20 protein-coding genes are annotated in these 24,287 nt (G+C 71.4%); 10 read left to right on the forward strand and 10 right to left on the reverse strand.

Annotated features, from left to right (window positions below; translation table 11 throughout):
• Positions 1-225: 225 nt before the first annotated feature.
• Positions 226-468 carry a MarR family winged helix-turn-helix transcriptional regulator gene (locus RM779_RS11995; RefSeq protein ID WP_311617662.1) on the reverse strand — a complete coding sequence of 81 codons (243 nt, stop codon included), beginning with the start codon at positions 466-468 and terminating at the stop codon, positions 226-228.
• 56 nt (positions 469-524) lie between these two features.
• On the opposite strand from RM779_RS11995, the gene RM779_RS12000 reads away from it, so the two are divergent.
• A complete protein-coding gene (locus RM779_RS12000) occupies positions 525-1,373 on the forward strand; it encodes an NADP-dependent oxidoreductase (RefSeq protein ID WP_394813277.1) in 849 nt (282 codons plus the stop codon).
• Positions 1,374-1,593: 220 nt separating this feature from the next.
• Here the strand turns inward: RM779_RS12000 and RM779_RS12005 are convergent, their stop codons facing one another.
• Positions 1,594-2,340, reverse strand: coding sequence for an SCO2400 family protein (locus RM779_RS12005; RefSeq protein WP_311617664.1), 747 nt, complete (start codon positions 2,338-2,340; stop codon positions 1,594-1,596).
• A 164-nt stretch (positions 2,341-2,504) separates the two neighbouring features.
• On the reverse strand, positions 2,505-5,177 hold the full coding sequence (locus RM779_RS12010; protein ID WP_311617666.1) for a glycoside hydrolase family 48 protein: 2,673 nt from the start codon (positions 5,175-5,177) through the stop codon (positions 2,505-2,507).
• A 362-nt stretch (positions 5,178-5,539) separates the two neighbouring features.
• On the opposite strand from RM779_RS12010, the gene RM779_RS12015 reads away from it, so the two are divergent.
• The 8 genes from RM779_RS12015 to RM779_RS12050 all read left to right on the forward strand — a co-directional run bounded on the left by RM779_RS12015 (position 5,540) and on the right by RM779_RS12050 (position 13,394).
• Positions 5,540-7,276: a glycoside hydrolase family 6 protein gene (locus RM779_RS12015; RefSeq protein WP_311617667.1), complete on the forward strand. Its 1,737-nt coding sequence runs from the start codon at positions 5,540-5,542 to the stop codon at positions 7,274-7,276.
• A 204-nt stretch (positions 7,277-7,480) separates the two neighbouring features.
• Complete coding sequence (locus RM779_RS12020) at positions 7,481-8,422, forward strand: SDR family NAD(P)-dependent oxidoreductase (protein ID WP_311617668.1); 942 nt, start codon at positions 7,481-7,483, stop codon at positions 8,420-8,422.
• A gap of 188 nt (positions 8,423-8,610) precedes the next feature.
• Positions 8,611-9,429 (forward strand): SOS response-associated peptidase, encoded by an 819-nt coding sequence (locus tag RM779_RS12025; RefSeq protein WP_311617669.1) that lies wholly within the window; start codon positions 8,611-8,613, stop codon positions 9,427-9,429.
• A 262-nt stretch (positions 9,430-9,691) separates the two neighbouring features.
• Positions 9,692-10,321: a sigma-70 family RNA polymerase sigma factor gene (locus RM779_RS12030; RefSeq protein WP_216356025.1), complete on the forward strand. Its 630-nt coding sequence runs from the start codon at positions 9,692-9,694 to the stop codon at positions 10,319-10,321.
• Entirely contained in the window at positions 10,318-10,626 is a 309-nt protein-coding gene (gene rsrA / locus RM779_RS12035; protein WP_311617671.1) for a mycothiol system anti-sigma-R factor, read from the forward strand. Before RM779_RS12030 ends, rsrA begins: the two co-directional genes overlap by 4 nt.
• Positions 10,627-10,787: 161 nt before the next feature.
• Complete coding sequence (locus RM779_RS12040; protein WP_077059029.1) at positions 10,788-11,780, forward strand: tetratricopeptide repeat protein; 993 nt, start codon at positions 10,788-10,790, stop codon at positions 11,778-11,780.
• A gap of 108 nt (positions 11,781-11,888) precedes the next feature.
• Complete coding sequence (def, locus tag RM779_RS12045; protein WP_311617672.1) at positions 11,889-12,521, forward strand: peptide deformylase; 633 nt, start codon at positions 11,889-11,891, stop codon at positions 12,519-12,521.
• A gap of 138 nt (positions 12,522-12,659) precedes the next feature.
• Positions 12,660-13,394: a D-Ala-D-Ala carboxypeptidase family metallohydrolase gene (locus tag RM779_RS12050; RefSeq protein WP_311617673.1), complete on the forward strand. Its 735-nt coding sequence runs from the start codon at positions 12,660-12,662 to the stop codon at positions 13,392-13,394.
• A 64-nt stretch (positions 13,395-13,458) separates the two neighbouring features.
• Here the strand turns inward: RM779_RS12050 and RM779_RS12055 are convergent, their stop codons facing one another.
• The 7 genes from RM779_RS12055 to RM779_RS12085 all read right to left on the reverse strand — a co-directional run bounded on the left by RM779_RS12055 (position 13,459) and on the right by RM779_RS12085 (position 22,695).
• Positions 13,459-14,484 carry a ribonucleotide-diphosphate reductase subunit beta gene (locus tag RM779_RS12055; protein ID WP_311617674.1) on the reverse strand — a complete coding sequence of 342 codons (1,026 nt, stop codon included), beginning with the start codon at positions 14,482-14,484 and terminating at the stop codon, positions 13,459-13,461.
• Positions 14,475-16,883, reverse strand: a complete 2,409-nt coding sequence (locus RM779_RS12060) for a ribonucleoside-diphosphate reductase subunit alpha (protein WP_311617675.1) — start codon at positions 16,881-16,883, stop codon at positions 14,475-14,477. Before RM779_RS12060 ends, RM779_RS12055 begins: the two co-directional genes overlap by 10 nt.
• A gap of 223 nt (positions 16,884-17,106) precedes the next feature.
• Positions 17,107-17,634 carry a GNAT family N-acetyltransferase gene (locus RM779_RS12065; protein WP_311617676.1) on the reverse strand — a complete coding sequence of 176 codons (528 nt, stop codon included), beginning with the start codon at positions 17,632-17,634 and terminating at the stop codon, positions 17,107-17,109.
• A gap of 111 nt (positions 17,635-17,745) precedes the next feature.
• Positions 17,746-19,248 (reverse strand): DUF2079 domain-containing protein, encoded by a 1,503-nt coding sequence (locus RM779_RS12070; protein ID WP_394813278.1) that lies wholly within the window; start codon positions 19,246-19,248, stop codon positions 17,746-17,748.
• An 85-nt stretch (positions 19,249-19,333) separates the two neighbouring features.
• Positions 19,334-19,549: a CstA-like transporter-associated (seleno)protein gene (locus RM779_RS12075; protein ID WP_311617677.1), complete on the reverse strand. Its 216-nt coding sequence runs from the start codon at positions 19,547-19,549 to the stop codon at positions 19,334-19,336.
• Complete coding sequence (locus RM779_RS12080; protein WP_311617698.1) at positions 19,546-21,666, reverse strand: carbon starvation CstA family protein; 2,121 nt, start codon at positions 21,664-21,666, stop codon at positions 19,546-19,548. The genes RM779_RS12075 and RM779_RS12080 overlap by 4 nt, the downstream gene beginning before the upstream one ends.
• 210 nt (positions 21,667-21,876) lie before the next feature.
• Entirely contained in the window at positions 21,877-22,695 is an 819-nt protein-coding gene (locus RM779_RS12085) for a GntR family transcriptional regulator (RefSeq protein WP_311617699.1), read from the reverse strand.
• A gap of 274 nt (positions 22,696-22,969) precedes the next feature.
• On the opposite strand from RM779_RS12085, the gene RM779_RS12090 reads away from it, so the two are divergent.
• Positions 22,970-24,229, forward strand: coding sequence for an extracellular solute-binding protein (locus RM779_RS12090; RefSeq protein ID WP_311617678.1), 1,260 nt, complete (start codon positions 22,970-22,972; stop codon positions 24,227-24,229).
• Positions 24,230-24,287: the final 58 nt, after the last annotated feature.

Here is a 24,287-nt window from a genome sequence, read left to right on the forward strand (position 1 = left end):
GATACCGGATGGCCCAGGCCGGAGGGCACCGCAGCGCCTCGCCGGTGGACCTGGTGATCGCCGCGACCGGGGCGTACCACGGCTTGGTGGTACTGCACGGCGCCGCCGGGTGGTCAGACCGTGCCGCGGATGCTGTGCTCGTCGAATTCCCGCGCCTTTGCCGCCGGCCAGGACCGGATGACGTGATGGGGTCTGACCGGCGAGCGCCCCGCCCGGGTGCGGCGCTCAGCCTCTTTCGAGTTCCCGGCGCACGGTAGCGGCGATGCGGGTGAGCGCGGCCTCAAAGTGGCGGCGTTGAACGGCGCTGAGCGGATCGAACACGAGCCGCTTCACCTGCGCGACGTGTTCCGGTGCGCTCTCGACGAGCTTGTGCCGGCCGGCGTCGGTCAGGGTGGCGAGGGTGTATCGACCGTCGCCGGGGTCGGGTCGGCGGGCGACCCAGTCGCGGGCTTCGAAGCGGTCCATCACTTTCGACAGGCGGGGCTGGGTGCTGTCGCAGGCCCGGGGTCCCCGGCGCCGGGGAGGTGCTGGTGCGGGTGGCGGCCACGTCGTTCAACCCGGTCGACGACCACATCCGCGCCGGTGTCCTGGCCGAAATGATCCCGATCACTCTCCCGTATGTGCCGGGAATCGACCTGGCGGGCACCGTCGCCGAACTCGGCGCGGACGTGACCGGCCTGGAAGCCGGCGACCGGGTCGTGGCGATGCTGCCCCTCGACTCCGCCGGCGCCGCCGCCGAGTACGTGCTCGCCCCGGCCGAGTCCCTGGCCCCGGCGCCCCGGACGACCGAGCTGGCCGACGCCGCGGCGCTGCCGCTGTCCGGCCTGGCGGCCTGGCAGACGGCGTTCGAGCTCGCCGAGCTGAAGCCCGGTCGGACTGTCCTGGTCAACGGGGCGGGAGGCGCGGTGGGCAGCCTCGTGGTGCAACTCGCCGTTGACGCGGGAGCGCACGTGACCGCGGTGGACGCGTCGCGGCACGCCGACCGCCTTCGGGGCTACGGCGCGGACCGGGTCGTCGGCCCGCTCACCCTCGCCGTGGGCCCCGCCGCCGTGGGCGGTCCGTTCCAGGTCGTGGTGAACCATGTGCGCGTCTCCCCGGAGGAGCTCGCACAGCTGACGAACTACGTCGCCGACGGCGGAGTCGCCGCCAGCACCGCCGGCCCGGTACCCGAGGACCCCGCCCGCGGAGTGCGCAGCGCGAGCCTGTGGGTCCGCAGCGACGGAGCCCAGCTGGCCGAGCTGGTCGGCAAGTTGGATGCCGGCACGCTCCGGCTCCACGTCACCGCCCGCCGCCCGGTGGCCGAGCTGGCCGCCGTGCATGAGGAGGCCGGCGCCGGGCGGCTGCCCGGCAAGACGGTCCTGATCACACCCTGACCGGACCCGACCGGGCCGCCCGCCGTTCACGCGTGTTGCCCGGGACGCGGAAACGTCCCGGGCGACGGCGTCCTCCCCGACGGTCGCCGCGCGCCCGGTCGAGGAGCAGCTCACGTTCGGCCAGGTGCCTCCAACGGGATGCCGATCCGCTGACAGGAAGGGGTGCGTCCGGCAGGGCGACCCGCGGTGGGCCGCGTGGCGGTGGTGCGGCTGAACGGGCTCAGCCGCACCACCACAGGAAGCAGTCCTCGTCCTCCTCTTCCTCCTCCGTCGGCGTCGGTGACGGGGAGTCGGGCGGCTCCGGGGCCGTGGGGGAGGAGGTGTCCTCGGGGTCCGAGGGGGGTGCGGTCGGGGTGCCGGGCGGCTCGGTGGTCTGGACGGCGCCGTCCTCCTCGACGGGCGGCGGCGCGTCCGAGGGTTCCTCCGTGCCGGGCGTCTCCTCGTCGCCGGGCGTTTCCGCCGGGGTGGTGGCGGGTTCCCCGGTGGGGGAGGGGGGCGGCGTGCCGGAGGGGTCGTCGGTTTCCTCCGCCTCGCCGGTTTCCAACGGTGCGGGGGAGTCCGCGGCCGCCGTTTCGTGGTCGTCGTCCGAGGAGTCGGACGCGGGCGCGACCACGTCCCCGACTTCGGCGACCGCGACGCCGAGCACGACGATGCCGAGCAGCGCCGCGGCCAGGTATCTGCGGCCGGTTCTGCGGCTTGCCGCGTGCCGCTTCGCGGCTCGGCCGCCGCGCGCGGGCGGCACGGGCAGCGGGGCGGTGCCGCCGTTGTCCTCGGGCGTGCGCCCGGCCTCCGGCTCCGGCTCCCGTTCCGGCTGCCGTTCCGCCGTCGTGTCCGCGTCCGGCGGTGGCGGCTCGGCGGAGCGGCGTGCGCGGGTCGGCTCCTTGGCGTCCCACCCGGTCAGCTCCCCGCAACCCGGGCATATGAGCGCGCCGTTGAGGTGCCGGCGGCAGGTCTCGCAGTAGTCCACGGCTTCCCCGTTTCGTGCGATGGACCAGTGGGGTGGCGAACACCTTAGCGGCGCTTGTGATGTGGCATGGCTGTGCCCCCGGAGCGGCGAGCACTCCGGGGGCACGGCGTGGGCACCGTTCCTTTACTGCTCCTTTTTAAGGCCCGTCCGCATCCGCCGCTTCCCTACTCGAAGAGGTTGGCGTACGTGGCGGCGGCGATGGCGATGTCCGCCTGCGCCCAGAAGCGGTGGTACTCGAACGTCGGTGCCTCGCCGCCGTTCAAGTAGTCCTCGACCGCGGGCCATGACGGGTCGTCGTGGTAGAAGGTGCGGATCGACTCGAAGGTCGCGCCCGGCTCGATCACGTCGCCGTTCGGCATCGTGCCGCTCCAGCCCGGCGGGATGTAGATCTCCTGCTCGAACCGCGAGAAGTCGGAACGCGTCTCCGGCGTCGCGATGCCCACCGGGTCGAGGTGCGCCCACAGCGCGTCGAGCAGCCCGGCCGCGGCGTTCTGCGCCGCGGTGTCGCCGCTGGCGGCGGCGTAGTAGGACAGGGCGTTGGCGAGCGAGCCGGTGACGCCGACGTCCTGGCTGTGGGCGGTCACCTCGACGTGCAGGCCGGCGTTGTCGCCCGGGTTCGCCGCGTTCCAGGTGTCGGGGGCGCCGCTCCACGCCAGCGTGGCCGGGATCTGGAAGTCGCCGTCCTCGCCGATGGTGACCTCGCTCAGGACCCAGTCGACCCACTTGTCCAGGACCTCGCCCGCGTCGGCGTCGTCCGTGGCGTAGTAGTACTCGGCGAGCCGCTGCATGGACCAGGCCTGCATGCCGAACCACTGGTTCGACGGCGGGTCGTGGTAGACGGGCTTCTCGTCGTAGTACATGCCGTAGAACGTCGGAGTGCCGGCCGGCGGGGTGCCGTAGTCGCCTTCCCAGCTGTTGGTCGCGCCGCCGGCGATGCCGCCCTCGTCGGACTGGAGCCACCGGTAGAACTCGACCTGCCTCTCCAGGCTCGTCGCCCAGTCGTCGCCCGCGGTCGGCGAGTCGGGCACCAGGTCGGCATCGCTGCTCAGCGCCCAGGCGGCCATCGGGTTCTGGTAGCCGAAGTGCGCGTAGCTGGAGCCGATGCGCCAGGCCCAGCCCGCGGAGGAGTCGAGCGCGCCGCCCCAGGCGTAGTACCAGGAAAGCAGGTAGTGCGCGCTGTTCTTGCCGGTGCCGGCCGGGCAGGAGGTGGCGCCGACGCAGTCGCCGATCTCCTTGAAGTACTTGTCGTACATGGCGTAGCGCAGGTAGTCGCCCATCTGCGCGGCCTTGTCGACCGTACCGGCGACGGCCGAGCCGTTGCCCTGCTCCGACGCCCACTGGTTGGCCCAGTAGGCGGCCTGCACGGCACGGGCGTCCGCGTCCGGCGCGTTGGTGTAGCGCCACTGCTCGGCGTAGGAGGCGTCCCCGGTGAACAGGTCGAGGTAGCCGTTCTCGCCGCCGTAGGTGAAGTCATCGCACGACGGCTGGGGAACGGTCTCCCACACCGACTCCTGCGGCCCGCGCTGGAAGGTGTTGATGAACGTCGGCTCGCCGGCCGTTCCGCCGCAGGCGTCGCCGTAGCCGTAGGTGTCGTCGACGTCCTGGAGCCAGTGCATGCCGTAGATCTCGTCCGTGCCGTACGTGGAGGAGAGTTCACCGGCCAGCGGGTCCTGGCCGACGTCGACGGTGCCGTCCAGCTCGGCCGGGTAGTCGGCCGGGTCGGTGGACTCGGGCGCGTAGGTCGCGGGCGAGGACGGATCGTAGAAGCTGTTGGTGGGCTGCTCGTCGGCGGAGGGGATCATCCACTCCTCCATCAGCGCCCAGGAGTCGTTGAACGGCCCCCAGTCCTCGGTGATCCGCCCGTACTGCGCCTCCAGCCAGATGAGGTAGGAGTACGCCTCGGACGTCGTCTCGTGGCCGTGGTCCGGCGCCTCGACGATCAGCGTCTCGACCGCGTGGTAGGGCACGCCCTCGGGCGAGAAGTACCCGTTGGCCGGGTCCTTGAGCTGCCCGTACAGGTCGAGGAAGCGCTGCTCGTTCTCGGTGTCGCCGCCGCCGCCGAGCTGCGTGACGGTGACGGTGGCCGGTTCGTGGCCCGGTGCGGTCGCGGTGAACGTGGCGGAGCCGCTGCCCGTGGTGCCCGCGGCGACGGTGATCGGCTGCGTGGTGTTCCAGTTGGCCGGGGTGAACGTCCGGGTCGCCGGACCGGTGACGGACAGGTCGGTGTTGCCGCCGGTGCGGGCGACGCTCACCGTGACATCTGCATCGGGCTCGGCGTTCAGGCGCAGGCCGAACGTGCCACTGCCGCCGGGCTGGAGCGCGAGCGAGGTCGGGGTGGCGACGACGGCGGGCTCCTCGACCGGCTCCTCGCCGCAGACCGTGCCGTTGACGGAGAAGCTGGTCGGCGCCGTGTTGGTGCCCGTATAGGTGAAGTTGGCGCCGGAGCTGACGGAGCCGCCGGCCGGGATGGTCGCGTTGTAGCTCTCGTTGGTGACGGTGACGGTCTGTCCCGACTGCGACCACCGGCCGTTCCAGCCCTGGGCGAGGCGCTGGTTGCCCGCGTAGGCGTAGGTGAGCGTCCAGCCGTCGATCGCGGCGGTGCCCTCGTTGTTGACGGTGACGGCGGCCGTGAAGCCCGAGCCCCAGTCGTTGGCGCTGTAGTCGACGCTGCACGTCGGGTCGGCGGCCTGTGCGCTGCTGCCGCCGAGGCCGGAGGTCAGGGTCAGCGGCAGCACGAGGGCCACGCCCGCGGCAATGCGGGCGCGGCGGATGGTGCGCTTGCGTCTGACGCCCCACGGGGGTGACGTTCCAGCTGGTGATCTTCTGCGAACCCGCATGTGAGCGGTCCCTCCTTGCGGCTCGTCCGGGATGAGGGGGTGCGGAGTGCATCCGTCCTGTGGTCGCGAAGTGAACAGCCAGTGGGAGCGCTCCCAAGAATGTGACTAAGTCGCGTACGCGTCAAGACCTTTGACGCAGGCTCGTGTCGCGACCGTGCATACCTTGACTTTGCTGGGGACTCTCGTCGCTTTACCGACACATTTCTTGAACAGAACTCTGGCGGACAGGGGTGGTTGGCGCTACCTTCCCTTCAACCAGTGGGAGCGCTTCCAAGAGTCGGACGTCATGTTCTGGCGTCGTTCGGGTCGTACGGGCGCCCGCCGTCACGGCATCGGGCCCGGCAACCACCGAAAGGATTCACATGAGCCGCACCAACCCCCCACCGAAGCGCAGACGCCGCGCGCTGTTCACCGCCGGGGTGCTCGCCGCCACGGCGCTGGGCACCGGGGGCATGATGCAGGGCACCGCTTCGGCCGCCGACTTCGCCTGCGAGGTCGACTACTCCGCCAACGACTGGGGCTCGGGTTTCACCGCCGACCTGAGCATCACGAACACGGGCTCCACCGCGACCACCGGCTGGACGCTCAGCTACTCCTACTCCGGTAACCAGCGCCTGTCGCAGGGCTGGAACGGCCAGTGGTCGCAGTCCGGGCAGACCGTCACGGTCAGCGACACCGGCTGGAACGGCGCCATCGCCCCGAACGCCACCGTCAGCACCGGGGCCAACTTCACCTACTCGGGCACCAACGCGGCGCCGACCGGCTTCTCCGTCAACGGCATCGCCTGCGGCGATGACGGCGGCCCGGGCCCCGGCCCGGGACCCGATCCGGAGCCGCCGGGTGACCGCGTGGACAACCCGTACGAGGGTGCGGGCGTCTACGTCAACCCCGACTGGGCGGCCAACGCCCGTGCCGACGGCGGCGCCGCCATCGCCGACGAGCCCACCGCCGTCTGGCTCGACCGCCGCGCCGCGATCACCGGCGGCTCGGCCGGCAACAGCACCGGCCTGCGCGAGCACCTGGACAACGCCCTGGTCCAGGCGCAGGACCACGAGGACTTCGTCTTCCAGGTCGTCGTCTACAACCTGCCGGGGCGCGACTGCGCAGCGCTCGCCTCGAACGGCGAGCTGGCCGCGGACCAGATCGACGTGTACAAGGAGGAGTTCATCGATCCGATCGCCGACATCCTCGGCGACCCGGCCTACGCCGACCTGCGGATCGTCACGATCATCGAGATCGACTCGCTGCCCAACCTCATCACCAACGTCAGCCCGCGCGCGACCAGCACGCCGCAGTGTGACGAGATGCTGGCCAACGGCAACTACCAGGAGGGTGTCTCCTACGCCCTCTCCACGCTCGGGGACATCCCGAACGTCTACAACTACGTGGACGCGGGCCACTACGGCTGGATCGGCTGGGACGACAACTTCACCGCCTCCGCCGAGCTGTTCCACGAGACCGCCACGATGAACGGCGCGTCCGTGGACGACGTGGCGGGCTTCATCGTCAACACCGCCAACTACGGCCCGTCCGTCGAGCCGCACTACAGCATCGACGACAGCGTCGGCGGCACGTCGGTGCGGCAGTCGGAGTGGGTGGACTGGAACCGTTACGTGGACAACCAGTCGTTCGCGCTCGGCTTCCGCGAGGAGTTGGTCAGCCAGGGCTTCAACTCCGAGATCGGCATGCTGATCGACACCTCCCGCAACGGCTGGGGCGGCCCCGACCGGCCCACCGGCCCCGGCCCGATGACGGACGTGGACGCCTACGTCGAGGGCAGCCGCGTCGACGGCCGCTTCCAGACCGGCAACTGGTGCAACCAGAGTGGTGCGGGCCTCGGCGAGCGCCCGACCGCGTCCCCGGTGCCGAACATCGACGCCTACGCGTGGATCAAGCCCCCGGGGGAGTCGGACGGCTCCAGCGAGGAGATCCCGAACGACGAGGGCAAGGGCTTCGACGGGATGTGCGACCCGGCCTACGAGGGCAACCCGCGCAACAACCACAACATGTCGGGTGCGCTGCCGGACGCTCCGCTCTCCGGCCACTGGTTCTCCGCCCAGTTCCAGGAGCTGCTGGCCAACGCCTACCCGCCCCTGTAAACCGCTGAGCGCCACGGCACCACCGAGCTGAACCCCGCACCGGGGCCCCGGGACCACCGGGGCCCCGGTGTGCCGCATGTGCCGCGGGGCTGCTTGCCGGGTGCGGGGGCGCGGATTACGGTCCGAGGGTAACGGAGAATCCTCCGTTTCTTATCGTACCGGTCGTCGGGTCGTCGGCCGGTCGTCGGACGAGACGGAAAGATCATGACCGCTGCCCCGCTCATCACCACCCCCTTCACCGCCGAGTCCACCGCCGCCGAGGTCATCTCCGGCATCGACCTCTCCGGCCGCCGCGCCGTCGTGACCGGCGGCGCCTCCGGCATCGGCATCGAGACCGCCCGCGCGTTCGCGGGCGCGGGCGCGCAGGTGACGCTCGCCGTCCGCAACGTCGAGGCGGGCCGGAACACCGCCGCCGACATCATGGAGACCACGGGCAACCGGCAGCTGGCCGTCGCCTCCCTCGACCTGACCGACCAGGAGTCCGTCGCCGCGTTCGTCGACCTGTGGGACGGGCCGCTGCACGTCCTGGTCAACAACGCGGGCGTGATGGCCGCCCCCGAGACGCGCACGCCCGAGGGCTGGGAGCTCCAGTTCGCCACCAACCACCTCGGTCACTTCGCGCTCGCGACCGGGCTGCACCCGGCGCTCGCCGCGGCGGGCGGGGCACGCGTGGTCTCGGTCAGCTCCAGCGCCCACCTGCGGTCGCCGGTCGTCTTCGAGGACATCCACTTCCGCACGCGCCCCTACGACCCGTGGCTGGCCTACGGGCAGTCGAAGACGGCGAACGTGCTGTTCGCCGTCGAGGCGTCAAAGCGCTGGGCGGGCGACGCGATCACCGTCAACGCGCTGAATCCGGGCGGCATCAGGACCAACCTCCAGCGGCACATCACGGAGGAGGAACTGACGCGGATGCGCCGCGCCGCGGGCCCCGGCGCCGCGTGGAAGACCCCGGAGCAGGGCGCCGCCACCTCCGTGCTGCTGGCGACCTCCCCGCTACTGGAAGACGCCGGCGGCCGGTACTTCGAGGACTGCAACGAGGCCGGCCCCAACGAACCGGGCACCAACAGCGGCGTCGCCCCCTACGCCCTCGACCCGCAGGCCGCGGCGCTGCTGTGGCAGGCGTCTCTGGAGACACTCGCGGAGTGAGGCTCGGCCGCCCGGTGACGCCCCATCGCGTCGGGCGGCCATCCCGCGGGACGTCCTCGTGGACACGCTCGTCAGCGTGCTCACCGCGATGAACGGCTGACCCGGCGAGGCACTGCCGGCCCCGCCCGGCCGCGGGAAGCAGCCGGGCGGGGCCGGGGTGTCACCGGTGGGCACTACTCTTGGGGCGCATGTGCGGACGGTATGCGGCGAGCCGTAGGCCAGAGGATCTGGTGGGGCTGTTCGGGGTCGAGCGCTGGGAGCCGGAGCAGGCGCTCCCGGCCGATTGGAACGTGGCGCCCACCAAAGAGGTGTACGCCGTGCTCGACCGCCCGGTGAAGGAGGCGGGGCCCGAGCCGGTGCGGCAGTTGCGTCCGCTGCGGTGGGGTCTGGTGCCGTCCTGGGCGAAGTCGCCGGAGATGGCCGTCAAGATGATCAACGCGCGGGCCGAGACCGTGCACGAGAAGCCGGCGTACCGGCGGCCCTTCGCGGCCCGCCGCTGCCTGCTGCCCGCGGACGGTTACTTCGAATGGGTGACCGGCGGCGGCGAGCGTGCGGAGGAGGAGAAGGGGAAGCGGAAGCGGCCGAGGAAGCAGCCGTACTTCGTGACGCCCGCCGACGGCTCGGTGATGGCGCTGGCCGGTCTTTACGAGTTCTGGCGCGACCGCACGCTGCCCGACGACCATCCCAGGGCCTGGTGGGCGACGTGCACGGTGGTCACCACCGAGGCCGAGACCGCCCCGCTGCCGGACGCGCCGGCCGAGGGGGCGGGCCCGCGTTCGCTGGCCGACATCCACCCCCGGATGCCGCTGGCCCTGCCGCCAGAGCGCTGGGACGCCTGGCTCGATCCGGCCCGCACGGACGCCGACGCGATACGGCCGCTGCTCGCCCCGCCGCCGCCCGGCCACTTCCGCGCCCATCCGGTGCCCACGGCCGTGAGCAATGTGCGCAACAACGGGCCCGACCTCGTGCGGGAGCTGCCCGCGCCGGAGGAGGAGACACTTTTCTGAGGGTCTGGCGGGGGAATGCGCGTCGCGGCGCGCGTGTTGTGCCGTGTGACACGCACTCGCAACGAGGGAGACCGCCCCCATGGGTCCGATCGCCTGCCCGCCGCGTTCCGCCGAGACTCAGACCCGCAGGGCCGCCGAGGTGGACTGGGCGACGCTCCGGCTGGCCGCCGAGCGGTCCTCCCGACCGGCGCGGACGCCGGGGCGTCGTCTATCCTCCGAAGCGGACCAGCCCGCGACCGGGCTGCTGACGCTTTCGGAGGAGGTGGGTCCGGTCACCGGCACGGACGAGGACACACACGAGGAGACCGAGGCGGAGCGCAACGCCCGGTTCGAGCGTGACGCGCTCGGCTACCTGGACCAGATGTACTCCGCCGCGCTGCGCATGACGCGCAATCCGGCGGATGCCGAGGACCTGGTGCAGGAGACCTACGCCAAGGCGTACGGGTCCTTCCACCAGTTCCGCCAGGGCACCAACCTGAAGGCGTGGATGTACCGCATCCTCACCAACACCTTCATCAACTCTTACCGCAAAAAGCAGCGCGAGCCGCAGCGCAGTGCCGCCGAGGACATCGAGGACTGGCAGCTCGCCCGCGCCGAGTCGCACATGTCGACCGGCCTGCGGTCCGCCGAGTCCCAGGCGCTCGACCACCTGCCGGATTCGGACGTGAAGGAAGCACTCCAGGCCATTCCCGAGGAGTTCCGCATCGCCGTCTACCTGGCGGACGTCGAAGGGTTTGCCTACAAGGAGATCGCGGACATCATGGGTACTCCGATCGGCACCGTGATGTCCCGGCTGCACCGCGGCCGCCGTCAGCTCCGCGACATGCTCGCGGACTACGCGCGGGAGCGCGGCCTCGTCCCCGCCGGGGCTCAGGAGGGTTCAGGATCATGAGTGGCGACGCGTCGCACCCCACGGACTGCTCGGAGGTCCTTGGCCGCCTGTACGAGTACCTGGACCGTGAGATGCCGGACGGCGACTGCGCGAAGTTCCAGGAGCACATCGACGAGTGCTCTCCGTGTCTGGAGAAATACGGACTGGAGCAGTCCGTGAAGAAGCTCGTCAAGCGCTGCTGCGGCCAGGACGACGTACCGGCCGACCTGCGTTCCAAGGTGCTGGGCCGGATCGAGGCGATCCGTGCGGACGAGGCGGGAGACCCGGCCGTGGGTGGCCGGGTCCCGCCTGCCGAAGGGCCCTGACGGCAGGTTTTTCACCCCGCTGGTTGTCCGTCGTCTCGCGCGCGGCGCCTGCCTGTCCCATCCTGTGAGCAGGCACTCGTCCGCCCATGGTTGGATGCGGCCCGGGACGGACAGGAGAACTGTGAAGTGCACGCAACCAAGCGGGAATCAGGCAGGACAACGTGAGGATCTTCGGCAAAGTCCGCCAGCGCCCGTCCACCGACTGGCGACTGGCCACCAACCGGGCTTTCACCCTCATCGACGACGGCCGCTACGACGACGCCGACGCCCTCCTCACGCGTGCCGCCGATCTGGAGCCCTGGCTCTCGGAGTCCTGGTTCAACCTGGCGTTGCTGCACAAGTTCCGGCACGACTGGGAGCAGGCGCGTTCCGCGGGCCTGCGGGCCGTCGCGCTGCTGGAGAAGGACGCGGGGGCGCCGGACTGGTGGAACGTGGGGATCGCCGCGACCGCGCTCCAGGACTGGCCGCTGGCCCGCCGCGCCTGGCAGGCGTACGGGCTGCCGGTGCCGGGTGCCGCCTCGGTGGCCGCGGAGCCGCTGGGCATGGGGCTCGGTGGTGCGGCGGTGCGGCTCTCGCCCGAGGGTGAGGCCGAGGTCGTGTGGGGCCGGCGGCTCGATCCGGCCAGGATCGAGATTCAGAACATTCCGCTGCCCTCCTCGGGCCGCCGCTGGGGCGAGGTCGTGCTGCACGACGGGGTGCCCCGCGGTGAGCGCACGACGATGTCCGGCGGCGTCGCCTCGGTCTACCCGGTCTTCGACGAGATCGAGCTGTGGGCGCCGTCCGCCGTGCCGACCTGGGTGGTGCTGATCGAGGCGGCCACCGAGGCCGACCGGGATGCCCTGGAGCGGCTGGCCGCGGACGCCGGGTACGCGGCGGAGGACTGGTCCTCCTCGGTGCGACTGCTGTGCCGCGCCTGCTCGGAGAGCCGCATGCCGAGCGAGGAGGGCGACGGCCTCGCCCAGCACGACCCGCATGACCACAGCGCGCCGGGCCGCCCGGGCCCGCTGGGCCACACCGGTGCCGGGGGCATGTGGTCGCCCGAGCGGGAGTGCGGTCTCGCGGCGCCCGAGTCCCTGGTGCGCGGGCTGCTCGACGGCTGGGTCGCCGACAGCCCCGACACCCGTGAGTGGCGCGATCTTGAAGAGGTCTGCTGAGCCCAGGTCGAGAGGGCCCAAGTCCGGCCCGCCGAGCCGCGGCGGCCCGTAAACTGTACGGATCATTTCCTCCAGCATCACGCGTGACCGAAAGGCATACGGCCGACCATGGCGCAGCAAGACACCGATGAGCGGGTCAGCGATGAGTTCATCGACGACACCAAGGACTGTGCGGAGCGGGAGCAGGCGCACCGGGAGCGGGGCACGGTCCGGCCCATCACCGTGGTCGGGCATCCGATGCTGCACCGCGAGTGCCGTGAGGTGACGGAGTTCGACGCCGCGCTCGCCGCGCTGATCGACGACATGTTCGCGAGTCAGCGCGCGGCGGAGGGCGTGGGTCTCGCCGCGAACCAGATCGGTGTGGATTTGAAGGTTTTCGTATACGACTGCCCGGACGACGACGGCGTCCGGCACGTCGGGGCCGTCTGCAATCCGGTGCTCGACGAACTGCCCGCCGAGTCGCGGGTGCTCGACGACAACAACGAGGGCTGCCTGTCGGTCCCGACGGCCTACGCGGAGCTGCCGCGGCCCGACTACGCGGTGGTGCGCGGCCAGGACGCGACGGGTGCGCCGATCGCCGTGCGCGGCGGCGGCTACTTCGCCCGCTGCCTCCAGCACGAGACGGACCACCTTTACGGCCGCCTCTACATCGACCGGCTCTCGAAGCGGGACCGGAAGCGGGCGCTGAAGATGATGGACGAGGGCACCCCGAAGTACGAAACGGTGCCGAACGAGGAGTGATGTCACGCGGGGCGCGGGGTGAACGCCACAGGGCTGGTCCTCTGGCGTCTCCCCGCCTGGTTGACGCGCGTTGACCCATCGGTCACCCTCGTTGTCGACTCAAGTCGTCGACGCACGTTCTCACCCCACGGAGGCAGCATGTTCAGACGCGCGGTGCGTGTTCTGCTCACACTTGTCATGATCGGGTCAGCCGCCTTGGCCGGTACGGTCGTCACCGCCGGTACGGCCCACGCGGACGGCTGCTACACCTGGAACAGGACTCTGAGCCAGGGCAGTTCGGGCGAGGACGTCCGGCAGCTCCAGATCCGCGTCGCCGGCTACCCCGGCTACGGCGCGGTCCTCGCCATCGACGGCGAGTACGGCCCGGCGACCGCGGCGGCCGTCACCCGGTTCCAGCAGGCGTACGGGCTCGGTGCCGACGGCGTCGCGGGGGACCAGACGTTCAACAAGATCTACGCCCTCCAGGACAACGACTGCACGCCCATCCACTTCACCTACGGCGAGATGAACCGCTGCAACACCAGCTGGTCGGGCGGCGCCGTCAGCGCCTCACAGGCCCGTGCCAACGCGCTGGTGGGCATGTGGAAGCTGGAGGCGCTGCGCCACGCCCTCGGTGACCGGCCGCTGACCACCAGCAGCGGCTTCCGTTCGTACGCCTGCAACAACGCGGCCGGCGGCTCCGCCACCAGCCGCCACCTGTACGGCGACGGGATCGACCTCACCGGCACCCCGACGTTCTGCCAGATCGTCCGGCAGGCGCGCTACCACGGCTTCAGGGAGATCCTGGGCCCCGGTTACTCGGGACACGACGACCACGCCCACCTGGCGCACCGTTCCTCCCGCTTCTGGTCCGCCCCCAGCTGCGGTATCTGAACGCGCCCGTTCCGCCGCCGCACCGGTGCGGCGGCGGAACGGTACCGCGCGGGTCAGCAGCGGATCAGAAGTCGTCGTCGAAGGAGACGTTCCCCTCGACGGCCACCTGGTAGGCGGAGGGCCGCCGTTCGAAGAAGTTGGTCAGCTCCTGGACGTTCTGCAGCTCCATGAACCCGAACGGATTCTTGGAGCCGAACACCGGCGCCAGACCGAGGCGGACCAGCCGCTGGTCGGCGACGCACTCCAGGTACTGCCGCATCGACTCGGTGTTCATGCCCGGCAGGCCGTCACCGCACAGGTCGCGGGCGAACTGGAGCTCCGCCTCGACGGCCTCCCGCAGCATCGCCGTGACCTCGCGTTCCATCTCCGCGTCGAACAGGTCGGGCTCCTCCCGCCTGACGGTGTCCACGACCGAGAACGCGAACTCCATGTGCATGCTCTCGTCGCGGAACACCCAGTTGGTGCCGGTCGCCAGGCCGTGCAGCAGCCCGCGGGAGCGGAACCAGTACACGTAGGCGAAGGCGCCGTAGAAGAACAGCCCCTCGATGCAGGCCGCGAAGCAGATGAGGTTGAGCAGGAAGCGCCGCCGGTCCGCCCGGCTCTCCAGGCGCGCCAGGTCCTCCACCGAGTCCATCCAGCGGAAGCAGAACTGCGCCTTCTCGCGGATCGACGGAATGTTCTCGACGGCCGCGAACGCCGCCGACCGCTCGTCCGGATCGGGCAGGTAGGTGTCGAGCAGCGTCAGGTAGAACTGGACGTGCACGGCCTCCTCGAACAGCTGCCGCGACAGGTAGAGGCGCGCCTCGGGGGAGTTGATGTGCCGGTAGAGCGTAAGCACCAGGTTGTTGGCGACGATCGAGTCGCCGGTGGCGAAGAAGGCCACCAGGCGTCCGATCAGGTGCTGTTCGCCGGGCGACAGCTTCGCCAGGTCGGCGACGTCGGAGTGGAGGTCGACCTCCTCCACGGTCCAGGTGTTCTTGATGGCGTCCCGGTAGCGTTCGTAGAACTCCGGGTAGCGCATCGGGCGCAGCGTCAGTTCGAAGCCGGGGTCGAGCAGGTTCTTGTGCTGGGCGGGGGCGGTCACTGGCATGCCTCGCAGGACTCGGGGTTCTCCAGGGAGCAGGCGACGGCCTGCTCGGGGACGGACGTGACGGGGGCGACGCTCTGGGCCCCGGCCCCGGCGGCCTGGGCGATCCGGGTGGCCGGGCGCGAACGCAGGTAGTACGTCGTCTTCAGGCCGCGCTTCCAGGCGTAGGCGTACATCGAGCTGAGCTTGCCGATGGTGGGCGAGGCCAGGAAGAGGTTGAGCGACTGGCTCTGGTCGAGGTAGGGCGTGCGGGCGGCGGCCATGTCGATCAGGGCGCGCTGCGGCAGCTCCCAGGCCGTGCGGTACAGCGCCCGCACCTCCTCGGGCAGGTCCGGCAGGCCCTCGACCGAGCCGTTGGCCGCGCGCAGGGCCTCGCGGGTGGCGTCGTGCCAGCGGCCGAGCCGCTTGAGGTCGGCCACCAGGTACGTGTTGACCTGGAGGAACTCGCCGCTGAGCGTCTCGCGCTTGAACAGGTTGGACACCTGCGGCTCGATGCACTCGTACACGCCGGCGATGGAGGCGATGGTCGCGGTCGGCGCGATGGCGAGCAGCAGCGAATTGCGCATGCCGGTGCGGGCGATGCGCGTCCGCAGGGCCGCCCAGCGGTCCGCCCAGGCGGGCGAGGCGTCGGGGAAGTGGTCCGGGTGCAGCACGCCGCGCGCGGTGCGGGTGGCGTCCCAGGCGGGGTGCGGGCCGTGCCGTTCCGCCAGGTCGGCGGAGGTCTCGTAGGCGGTGAGCATGATGCGTTCCGCGATGCGGGTGGACAGCGTGCGCGCCTCGGGCGAGTCGAACGGCAGCCGCAGCCGGAAGAACACGTCCTGCAGGCCCATGACGCCGAGACCGACGGGCCGCCAGCGGGAGTTGGACGTCGCGGCCTGCTCGGTCGGGTAGAAGTTGATGTCCACGACGCGGTCGAGGAACGTGACGGCGGTGCGCACGGTCGCGTCGAGGCGGTCCCAGTCCAGGGAGCCGTCCTGACCGAGGTGGGCGGCGAGGTTGACCGAGCCGAGGTTGCACACGGCGGTCTGCCCGTCGTCGGTGACCTCAAGGATCTCCGTGCACAGGTTGGAGGAGTGGACGATCGCGCCGGGCTCCGCCGTCTGGTTGGCGGTGCGGTTGGCGGCGTCCTTGAACGTCATCCAGCCGTTGCCGGTCTGCGCGAGCGTCCGCATCATGCGCGCGTACAACTGCCGGGCCGGGACCGTCCGTACGGCGAGGCCCTCGGCCTCGGCGCGGCGGTAGGCGGCGTCGAAGTCCTCGCCCCACAGGTCGGTGAGCGCGGGCACGTCGGCGGGCGAGAACAGCGACCAGTCGGCGTCCGCCTCGACGCGGCGCATGAACTCGTCCGGAATCCAGTGCGCCAGGTTCAGGTTGTGGGTGCGGCGCGCTTCCTCGCCCGTGTTGTCACGCAGTTCGAGGAACTCCTCAAGGTCCGCGTGCCAGGTCTCCAGGTAGACGCAGGCCGCGCCCTTGCGCCGGCCGCCCTGGTTGACGGCGGCGACGGAGGAGTCGAGGGTGCGCAGGAACGGGACGATGCCGTTGGACTTGCCGTTCGTCCCGCGGATCAGGGAGCCGCGGGCCCTGATCCTGCTGTAGGACAGGCCGATGCCGCCGGCGTGCTTGGAGAGGCGGGCGACCTGGTGGTAGCGCTCGTAGATGGAGTCCAGCTCGTCCTTGGGCGAGTCGAGCAGGTAGCAGGACGACATCTGCGGGTGCCTGGTACCGGAGTTGAACAGGGTGGGGGAGGACGGCAGGTAGGCGAGGGTGCTGGTCAGCCGGTACAGCTCGGCGACCTCCGCCAGGGCGCGGTCGGAGTCGCCGTCGGCCAGGCCGCAGGCGACGCGGAGGAGGAAGTGCTGCGGGGTCTCGATGACGCGGCGTTCGGTGGGGTGCCGCAGCAGGTAGCGGGACTCGACGGTGCGCAGCCCGAAGTACTCGAACCGGTCGTCGGCGCCGTCCGCGACGGCCCGTTCGACCAGCGCGTCGAGCCGGTCGGCGTGCCGGCGCACGAACGCGGCGGTGGCGTCGCCGATGAGCCCCTCGCGGTGGCCGGTGGCGATCGAGGCGGAGAAGGAGACGGCGCCCTGCGCGGCGGCTTCGTCGCGGATGGCGAGGGTGAGCAGCCGGGCCGCGAGCCGGGAGTAGGCGGGCTCCTCGGCGATGAGCCCGGCCGCGGCCTCGATGGCGAGCGAACGCAACTCGGCCTCGTCCGAACCGGCGTGACGGCCGCGGAGCACGGCGGTCGCCACCCGGGCGGGGTCGGCGTCTTGCAGGTCGGCGGTGAGGTCGGTCAGCAGGCGCGGCAGCGCGGCTGTAACCGGCTCCGCGGGTGCGACGGGTGCAGTGGTCACTCGATGCTCTCCCTCGAATCGCGGCGGCCCCCTGTGGGCAGGCGGGCGCATCGAGGCATGCGTGTGACAAGGCAAAGGCATACCGCGAGACGTCCGTCGGCCCAGCCCACGAGGCCCGGACATGGTTGGCGCCGTCCGCAGTGGTCGGACTCACGAGGGGCAGCACGAGTCCGCCCATCGCACACCGTTGCGGGACAGTTCCGGATTTACACCGGATTCCCTGCGGCGACAGCGAGCACGAGCATACATGTTGTGCCGAGCGATTCGAGGGCCCCTATATGTTGTGCTGTTCGTCTCCCTCATCCGCAAGCTCACGTGCGAACACGTGAAGCGGGAACCCGGGAACGGCCTCCCAGTCGCGCTCAGGCGCCCGAACGAACCCCAGCCGTGTGTACAGCCGGTGGGCCGTGTGCATTCGCGACTGACTGGAAAGGACGACACGCCGCTGCCCGAGTCGGCGCGCCCGGTGCAGGCAGGCGCGCACCAGCGCCTCCCCGGCACCGCGCCCGCGCGCCGCGGGCACGACCGCGAGCATCCGGAACTCCGCCTCGCCCGGCCCCGCGATGTCCGCGAACGGGCCCCCGGCCCCGACGAACGTGACGCAGCCGAGCAGCTCACCGGCGGGCTCCGCGGCTACCAGCACCTCGGCGTGCCGGGCGCGGCCGCGGGCGTCGCGCAGTGTGGGCAGGTAGGGGTCCTCGGTGCCGAAGGTCAGCAGCCCGTCGCCGAGGTAGGTGGCGGCGACCAGCTCCCCGGCCCGGTCCAGCTCGCCGGGCTCGGCGTTCCTGATGATGATGTCCATGGGGCCATCCTCGCCGCGGGACGGCGTGCCGCTCAGCGGATTTTCCGCGGTCAGTCGCCGTCCGCCGCGGTCAGTCGCCGTCCGCCGCGGTCCGCCGCCGTCCGCCGCCGGTCAGCGGCCCGCCGCCCGCAGGACGAAGAAGCCGGCCTCCTGGGCGGTCACCTGCCAGCGGGGGCCTTCCGGGTAGAGCTGCTCGACGTAGTCGGCCACGGACTCGGCGCTGTGGGCCGGGTCGTAGTAGGCGACCCAGTCCGGCACCAGGTCGCCGCTGCCGCCGATCCAGAAGACCCGGCAGCGCTGCGTCAGCTGGGAGATGGGCCGCACGTTCGCCGCGACCTCCGCGCCGTCGGGGATGGTGTCGAGCACGCGGGCCCCCGCCTCCGCCACGGGCCCCGGCCGGTAGGTCTCGGCGCGGGTGAGGGCGGCGGCGGGCAGCGCGGTGCTGAGCGCGAGCGCGGCGGCCAGGGCGGCGGCGGGCAGGTGGTGGGCGTAGGTGCGCAGCCAGGGCCGCGGGGAGCGGCGGCTGCGCGCCACGGCGTCGGCCAGGGCGAGGGCGGTGACCGGCATGAGCACCGCGCTGTAGTGCCAGTCGGTGGACCAGTAGTGCGGGTCCTGGGACACGAACCGCCAGCCGAGGGTGGGCAGGGCGGCGATCAGCAGCGGGGAGCGCAGGGCGAGCAGCCCGGTGGTGGGCACCAGCACCCACAGCAGCGTGCGCAGTTTCTCCTCGGTCCCGGTCAGCAGGGCGTCGGCGGGGCCGCCGCCGCCCTCGCCGAGCTTCGTCCAGTAGTCGTACTCGCCGCCCGCGTTGAAGGCCGGTATGAGGACGGCCAGGGTCAGCGCGCAGCCCGCCACGCACAGCGCGGCGGTGGTGAGCGCGCCGGTGGCGGCGCGGGGGCGGGAGTGCCACGTCCTGACGGCGACGACGAAGGCGATCGCGGCGGCGGTCAGCCCCAGGTCCTCCTTGACGAACAGCAGCGGAACGGCCCAGCACAGCGCGGCGCGCCACCGTTCCCGCAGGACGGCTTCGAGCGCGAACGCGATGAGCGGCACGGCGAACGCGATCTCGTGGAAGTCGAAGTCCACGGCGCGCTGCACACCCCAGGACAGCCCGTAGGCGGCGCCGAGGGCCGCGCCGGCGCCCCGGCCCAGCAGGTGCGCGGCGGCGCGGGTGACGGGGACGACGGCGAGCGCGAACAGGGCGGCCTGCGCGACGAGAAGCGTCACGGGACCGGGGAAGAGGCGGTAGAACGGGGCGATCAGCGCGGTCACCGGGCTGAAGTGGTCGCCCAGGATGGGGAAGTCGGGGCCCTTGAGGTCGGAGACCGGAGCTTCGAGGCGGGCGTAGGAGCGGACGACCTGCTCGAAGATGCCCAGGTCCCAGGAGCGGTTCTCCCAGCGCAGCCAGCGGGTCACCGATATGGCCGCGTAGATCGCGAAGAACGCGGCGGCGAGCAGCCACGGGTCGAGGCGCCCGCTGCGCCAGGCGCGCGCCGCGGCGCGCGCCGCGCGTATTCGCCGGCCGGCGGGCGGCTCGGCCGCCGCCGGCTCCGCGGGCGCGGGGGCGGGGGCGGACGGCGCCGCCGGTGGGCCGGTCCGGCCTTCTTCGGACACCGTTCTCCTCCACGCCCGCCTGGTCATCGAAGAACGGTACGAGAACACCGGGCGCCGCGGGCAGCCGGGGGCCGCCCGGCACGGGTCAGCAGCAGCCGCGGTGGTGGCCGTTGCGCGGGTCGGCGTAGCGCGCGTCGGTGCGGCGCCGTTCGAACTCGCGGCGGGTGGGCACCGGGGCGCCGGGGTCGTGCCGCGCGAGCCAGGCGACGTGGCGCTCGTAGGCGGTCTCGCCGGTGAACTCGGCGACGTACCAGCGCACCCAGGCCGCGGCGCGGCGCGGGGCCGTGACGAGGCGGCTCATGTGCGGGCCTCGGGGGCGCGGTCGCCCGCGGCCTGTTCGGGGATGCCGCCGCCGGGGCCGAGCCCGGCCGCGGCGAGTTCGGCGCGTTCCTCCTTGGTGGCGACGAGCCCTGCCGGGGCGATCATCTTCGACTCCTGGTACGGCGTCTCCTTCAGCGCGACGGAGGCCGGGTTGCGGATGGCCTTCAGGCACACGCGCAGCGCGTCGGCGAACACGACGAGGACGAGCAGCGCGAGCGCGGCGGAGATCACCGCGTCGACGGTCGCGTTGTTGACGATGGTCCGCATGTCGTCCATGTCGGAGGCGCCCGGCAGCAGCTGTCCCGCGTCGATGCCGTCCTGGTACTGGTCGCGGCGGGCGAGGAAGCCGACGGCCGGGTCGCCGGAGAAGACCTTCTGCCAGCTGGCGGTGAGCGTCACCAGGGACACCCAGGCGAAGGGCACGAAGGTCACCCAGGCGTACTTGAGCCGCCCCGCCTTGATCAGCAGCAGGGTGCAGATGCCCAGGGCCACGGCGCCGAGGAGCTGGTTGGAGATGCCGAAGATCGGATACAGCGTGTTGATGCCGCCGAGCGGGTCGTTGACGCCGACCCACAGCAGCCAGCCCCAAAGGCCGACGACGATCGCGCTGGTGAGCCAGACGCCGGGCAGCCAGGTGTTGGAACGCAGACGGCCGAGCCCCGGAATGCTGCCGAGGGCGTCCTGGAGGATGAACCGGCCGACGCGCGTTCCCGCGTCTATGGCGGTGAGGATGAACAGCGCCTCAAACATGATCGCGAAGTGGTACCAGAAGCTCATCATGCTGTCGCCGCCGATGATGTCGGCGAGGATGCCCGCGAGGCCGAGGGCCAGCGTCGGCGCCCCGCCGGTTCTGGACAGCAGTGACTCCTCCTCGACGGACTCCGCCGCTTCGGCGAGCTGTTCCGGGGTCAGCATGAAGCCCCAGGAGGAGATGGTGTCCGAGGCGGACTGGAGGGTGTCGCCGATGACGGCGGGCGGCGCGTTCATCGCGAAGTACACGCCGGGATCGAGGACGCAGGCGGCGGTGATGGCCATGACCGCGACCGAGGACTCCATGAGCATCGCGCCGTAGCCGATGCTGCGGACCTGCGTCTCCTTCTGGATCATCTTCGGCGTGGTCCCGGAGGAGATCAGCGCGTGGAAGCCGGAGACCGCACCGCAGGCGATGGTGATGAAGACGAACGGGAACATCGACCCGGCGAACACCGGCCCTTCGCCGTTGGACGCGAAGTCGGTGACCGCCTCCATCTTCAGCCCCGGCAGGGTGACGACGATGGCCACGGCGAGCAGGGCGATGGTGCCGATCTTCATGAACGTCGACAGGTAGTCGCGCGGCACGAGCAGTAGCCACACCGGCACCACGGAGGCGGCGAAGCCGTAGAGCACCAGCCAGATGACCAGCGTGCTCGGGTCCAGCGTGAACGCCTCGGCCCAGCTGGAGTTGGCGACCCAGCGGCCGGCCGCGATGACGAACAGCAGCAGTGCGATGCCGATCACGGTGACCTCGGCGACGCGGCCGGGGCGCAGGAAGCGGAGGTAAATGCCCATGAACAGGGCGATGGGGATGGTCATGCCGACCGAGAACGCGCCCCAGGGCGACTCCGCCAGCGCGTTGACCACGACCAGGGCCAGCACCGCCAGCAGGATGATCATGATGGCGAAGATGGCCAGGACCGCGGCGGTGCCGCCGACCGGGCCGATCTCCTCGCGGGCGATCTGGCCGAGGCTCTTGCCGTCCCTGCGGGTGGAGAAGAAGAGCACGACCATGTCCTGGACGGCGCCCGCGAAGATCACGCCGACGATGATCCAGATGGTGCCGGGCAGGTACCCCATCTGCGCGGCCAGCACCGGGCCGACGAGCGGCCCGGCGCCTGAGATGCCCGCGAAGTGGTGGCCGAGCAGCACCCGCCGGTCGGTCGGGTGGTAGTCGAGACCGTCGGCGAGCCGTTCCGCGGGCGTGGCCCTGGTGTGGTCGGTCCGCAGGACCCGGGTGGCGATGTAACGGGCGTAGAAGCGGTACGCGATGGCGTACGAACCGAGGGCCGCGGCGACCATCCACGCGGCGGAGACGTCCTCGCCGCGGGACAGCGCCAGCATGGCCCAGCCGACCCCGCCGACGACGGCGACGGCCGTCCAGACGACGATGGAACGTGGGTGTACCTGCCGCCCCTGACGTGCTCGTGGTGGGGATTGCACGATGTCCTCCCGCCGGTGATCACTCGCTGACTCGCCGGAATCTAGGCCAGGAGCGGCCGGAAGACCATGGGGCGGACACGGTCCGCGGTCATCGGCGGGGAACCGGGCCCCTCAGCGGGGCGCGGAGGGGTGCGGACGTTCCAGATTGGCCACGAACTTATAACGGTCGCCGCGGTAGACCGACCTGACCCACTCCACCGGCTCGCCCCCGGTGTCGCGCGAGTGGCGCGACAGCATCAGCATCGGAAGGCCGACGTCCGTGCCGAGCAGGCCCGCCTCGCGGGGGTTGGCCAGCGAGGTCTCGATGGTCTCCTCGGCGTGCGCCAGGTGCACGTCGTAGACCTCGGCCAGGGCCGTGTACAGCGAGGTGTAGCGGACCAGGCTGCGGCGCAGCGCGGGGAAGCGCTCCTGGGACAGGTGCGTGGTCTCTATCGCCATCGGCTCGCCGCTGGCCAGGCGCAGCCGCTCGATGCGCAGCACCCTGCCCCCCTCGGGCAGGTCGAGCAGGCGGCTGAGCCGTTCGTCCGCGGTGATGTAGCCGATCTCCAGCAACTGGGAGGTCGGCTCCAGGCCCTGGGCCCGCATGTCCTCGGTGTAGGAGGTCAGCTGGAGGGCCTGGGAGACCTTCGGCTTGGCGACGAACGTGCCCTTGCCCTGGATGCGTTCGAGGCGGCCCTCGACGACCAGCTCCTGGAGCGCCTGACGCACCGTGGTGCGCGAGGTATCGAACTCACTGGCGAGGGAGCGCTCCGGCGGCACCGGGGTGCCGGGAGGAAGAGTCTCCGTCATCTGTTGCAGATGGCGCTTGAGGCGGTAGTACTTAGGGACACGGGCAGTGCGGGTACGGTCGGTGCCGTCCGGGCCTGTGGCGGGGGAAGTGGTGCCCGCGGGGCCGGCGGCGCCTGCGGTCACTCCACCGTCCCTGGCCATGGCACGCCTTCCCGACTCGTTCTGTTCTGCCGTCACCGGCTCCTCCGACACATCGCAGCTGACATCGTGACACGGGCCCGACAACCGCGGTGCCCCCGGGCAGATGTCGGTCCGGTAACGGACAGCGGCTGCCGCTCGTGGGCCCTTGACACCCCGGCGTGGTCTAGTCCAGGCTCCGTGCAACTGGTCTACACCTCTTGTCTACACCACTAACGTAACGGTCGTCCCCAGGCCACAGAGTGGGGGGTCCGGCTCTTTTTTTGAGGAGGGTGACGTGAAGCGCAAGCTGATCGCTGCCGTCGGTGTGACGGCCCTGACGGCCGCCTTGGCCGCTTGCGGCGACGACGGCAGTGGGGGGGATGGCGGCGACGCCGATTCCATCACCGTCTGGCTCATGGACGGTTCCGCTCCGCAGCCGTGGGTCGACGAGCTGACCGCGGCGTTCGAGGAGGAGCACGACGTCCAGGTCAACGTCGAGATCCAGCAGTGGGACGGCATCCAGGACCGGCTGACCACGGCCCTGTCCGAGGACGGCACCGTCGACGTGCTGGAGCTGGGCAACACCCAGACCGTCGGCTACGCCAACACCGGTGGCCTCGCCGACCTGAGCGACCTGGCGGACGAGCCCTGGTCGGAGAACATGCTGGCCTCCGCCGAGGTCGACGGCACGCTGTACGCCGTGCCCTGGTACGGCGCCAACCGCGTGGTCATCTACGACCAGAGCGTCTGGGCGGACGCCGGCGCCGAGGTGCCCACCACACGGGACGAGTGGGTCGAGGCACTGGAGCTGATCGACGAGAACACCGAGGCCCAGCCCATCTACCTGCCCGGCCAGAGCTACTACGTGATGGGTGGCTTCGTCGCCGACGAGGGCGGCGCGTTCGCCGTCGAGGACGGCGAGGAGTGGGCCGGTTCGCTGGCCACGCCCGAGGGCGAGGCGGGCATGGAGTTCTACCGCACGCTCCAGTCCTTCTCCGAGGCGCCGGCCGACATCGACGAGGCCGAGCCGCAGCAGTCCGTCGACATCGTGCCCAACCAGGAGATCGGCTCCTGGATCGGCCTCGGCTGGGAGGCCGCGGGCGCCATCGCCGCCATCGAGGAGGCCGGCGGCGAGGCCGACTTCGGCTACTTCCCGGTGCCGGGCAAGACCGCCGACCAGTTGGGCAACGTCTTCCTCGGCGGCTCCAACCTGGCCGTCTCCGAGCGGGCCGGAAACCCGGACCTTGCCATGGAGTTCCTCCGCCTGGCCACCTCGCAGGAATACGCGCAGAAGTTCGTCGACGCCAACGGCGACGGCGTCGTGCCCAACCGCACCGATGTCACGGCCGAGCCGGAGCCGGGCAGCTTCGCCGAGGCGATGGTGGCCTCCGCGGACGTCGGCTTCCTGCCGCCCCTCACCACCGGTTGGGCGAACGTGGAGACCGAGCCCAACCCCATCAAGGAACTGATGACCAAGGCACTCAACGGCGACGACTACCAGACCGCCGCCGAGGAGGCCGACGCGGAGATCACCACCCGGATCAACCGCGAGTAGTACGTGACACCGGGGTGCCGCCGGCCCGCCGGCGGTACCCCGGTGTCACGTACTACTC

Origin of the sequence: Streptomyces johnsoniae (assembly GCF_031845565.1) — a bacterium.
GTDB lineage: Bacteria > Actinomycetota > Actinomycetes > Streptomycetales > Streptomycetaceae > Streptomyces > Streptomyces johnsoniae.

Coding starts and splice junctions, on each gene's coding strand:
- RM779_RS12010 (WP_311617666.1), bottom strand. CDS start 5,177: ATGCGGGTTCGCAGAAGATCACCAGCTGGAACGTCACCCCCGTGGGGC.
- RM779_RS12015 (WP_311617667.1), top strand. CDS start 5,540: ATGAGCCGCACCAACCCCCCACCGAAGCGCAGACGCCGCGCGCTGTTC.
- RM779_RS12020 (WP_311617668.1), top strand. CDS start 7,481: ATGACCGCTGCCCCGCTCATCACCACCCCCTTCACCGCCGAGTCCACC.
- RM779_RS12025 (WP_311617669.1), top strand. CDS start 8,611: ATGTGCGGACGGTATGCGGCGAGCCGTAGGCCAGAGGATCTGGTGGGG.
- rsrA (WP_311617671.1), top strand. CDS start 10,318: ATGAGTGGCGACGCGTCGCACCCCACGGACTGCTCGGAGGTCCTTGGC.
- def (WP_311617672.1), top strand. CDS start 11,889: ATGGCGCAGCAAGACACCGATGAGCGGGTCAGCGATGAGTTCATCGAC.
- RM779_RS12050 (WP_311617673.1), top strand. CDS start 12,660: ATGTTCAGACGCGCGGTGCGTGTTCTGCTCACACTTGTCATGATCGGG.
- RM779_RS12055 (WP_311617674.1), bottom strand. CDS start 14,484: ATGCCAGTGACCGCCCCCGCCCAGCACAAGAACCTGCTCGACCCCGGC.
- RM779_RS12060 (WP_311617675.1), bottom strand. CDS start 16,883: ATGCGCCCGCCTGCCCACAGGGGGCCGCCGCGATTCGAGGGAGAGCAT.
- RM779_RS12065 (WP_311617676.1), bottom strand. CDS start 17,634: ATGGACATCATCATCAGGAACGCCGAGCCCGGCGAGCTGGACCGGGCC.
- RM779_RS12075 (WP_311617677.1), bottom strand. CDS start 19,549: ATGAGCCGCCTCGTCACGGCCCCGCGCCGCGCCGCGGCCTGGGTGCGC.
- RM779_RS12080 (WP_311617698.1), bottom strand. CDS start 21,666: ATGCTGGCGCTGTCCCGCGGCGAGGACGTCTCCGCCGCGTGGATGGTC.
- RM779_RS12085 (WP_311617699.1), bottom strand. CDS start 22,695: ATGGCCAGGGACGGTGGAGTGACCGCAGGCGCCGCCGGCCCCGCGGGC.